The organism is Staphylococcus sp. EG-SA-2, from assembly GCF_017152085.1.
The window spans coordinates 1-2,070 of the sequence record NZ_JACYHC010000668.1; the positions used below are offsets into that span (position 1 = coordinate 1).

The following is a 2,070-nucleotide window of genomic DNA, read 5'->3' on the forward strand; positions in this document are numbered from 1 at the left end:
GAAAATCAATGTTCGATTTTTATTTGCATTATGGTCTCGATATTGGTAGAATATCAAATGGTTAAATGAGAAAAACTTGGAGGTGCTCACATGTCATCAATCGTAGTAGTTGGGACACAATGGGGAGACGAAGGAAAAGGAAAAATAACGGATTTCTTGGCAGAACAGTCAGATGTTATCGCGCGTTTTTCAGGTGGTAATAATGCAGGCCATACCATTCAATTTGGCGGAGAAACATATAAATTACATTTAGTACCATCTGGTATCTTTTACAAAGACAAATTAGCGGTAATCGGTAACGGTGTCGTTGTTGATCCAGTTGCACTATTGAAAGAATTAGACGGATTAAATGAACGTGGCATTCCTACAAGTAATTTACGTATATCTAATCGTGCGCAAGTGATTTTACCATATCACTTAGCACAAGATGAATATGAAGAACGTTTACGCGGTGACAATAAGATTGGTACAACTAAAAAAGGTATCGGTCCAGCATATGTAGACAAAGTTCAACGTATCGGTATTCGTATGGCAGATTTACTTGAAAAAGAAACATTCGAAAGATTATTAAAATCAAACATTGAATATAAACAAGCATATTTCAAAGGTATGTTTAACGAAACATGTCCATCATTTGATGATATCTTTGAAGAATACTATGCTGCAGGTCAACGTTTAAAAGAATTTGTAACAGACACATCAAAAATCTTAGACGATGCATTTGTAGCAGATGAAAAGGTACTTTTCGAAGGTGCGCAAGGTGTAATGTTAGATATCGACCATGGTACATATCCATTCGTTACATCAAGTAATCCAATTGCAGGTAACGTTACTGTTGGTACAGGTGTAGGTCCTACATTCGTTTCGAAGGTAATTGGTGTATGTAAAGCTTATACATCACGTGTTGGTGATGGTCCATTCCCTACTGAATTATTCGATGAAGATGGACATCATATTAGAGAAGTTGGTCGTGAATACGGTACAACAACAGGACGTCCACGTCGTGTAGGTTGGTTTGACTCAGTTGTATTACGTCACTCTCGTCGTGTAAGTGGTATTACAGATTTATCTATTAACTCAATCGATGTTTTAACAGGCCTAGACACAGTGAAAATCTGTACAGCTTATGAATTAGACGGTAAAGAAATTACTGAGTACCCAGCAAACTTAGATCAATTAAAACGTTGTAAACCAATCTTTGAAGAGTTACCAGGTTGGACAGAAGACGTAACAAGTGTGCGTACTTTAGAAGAATTACCTGAAAATGCACGTAAATATTTAGAGCGTATTTCAGAATTATGTAATGTACAAATTTCTATCTTCTCAGTTGGTCCAGATAGAGAACAAACAAACCTATTAAAAGAATTGTGGTAGAACTTTATATAAGTCATACGCAATGATTATAAATACATGAGCCTTCTATCTTTATTGGTAGGAGGCTTTTGCTTTGTTTGCTTCTGTATCGATTCGATTATTTAGATAAAAATTACTAACGTAAAGGTGATATTTGCTAGTCATAATTTAAAAGATTAGATGATATTTAACAAAATTAAGAAGAAATACTTGAATTTAATAAGTCTGATGTCGAAAATAGCTATTAAAATAGAGTAGACGTAAGTGTAAATGAAAGTACCTAAAATAGAAAAATTTCAAAAATAGCGTAATTATTATAATAAATAGACTGCCAATAAAATGCAATTTTTCACTTATAACATTCTTCAAAAAATAATAGCAAAATTATGTAAAAAATATCTTGTCATGGCAAGATTGGCTGTGCTATAATCTATCTTGTGCTTAAGAACGGCTCCTTGGTCAAGCGGTTAAGACACCGCCCTTTCACGGCGGTAACACGGGTTCGAGTCCCGTAGGAGTCACCATTTTTTAGGTCTCGTAGTGTAGCGGTTAACACGCCTGCCTGTCACGCAGGAGATCGCGGGTTCGATTCCCGTCGAGACCGTACAAATGCCTATCCAAGAGGATAGGCATTTTTTTGCGTTTAATATTATATTAATAAAAGATATATGGACGAATGATAATCATATTGATTTATCTGTTCGTCCATTTTCTTTA

The 2,070-nt window shown here is 35.2% G+C and carries 1 protein-coding gene and 2 tRNA genes; all 3 read left to right on the forward strand.

The window, feature by feature from the left end; genetic code table 11:
• Positions 1-90: 90 nt before the first annotated feature.
• Positions 91-1,374: an adenylosuccinate synthase gene (locus tag IDG60_RS12070; protein ID WP_000095328.1), complete on the forward strand. Its 1,284-nt coding sequence runs from the start codon at positions 91-93 to the stop codon at positions 1,372-1,374.
• A gap of 428 nt (positions 1,375-1,802) precedes the next feature.
• Positions 1,803-1,877, forward strand: a tRNA-Glu gene (locus IDG60_RS12075).
• A 7-nt stretch (positions 1,878-1,884) separates the two neighbouring features.
• A tRNA-Asp gene (locus IDG60_RS12080) sits at positions 1,885-1,957 on the forward strand.
• Positions 1,958-2,070 lie beyond the last annotated feature (113 nt).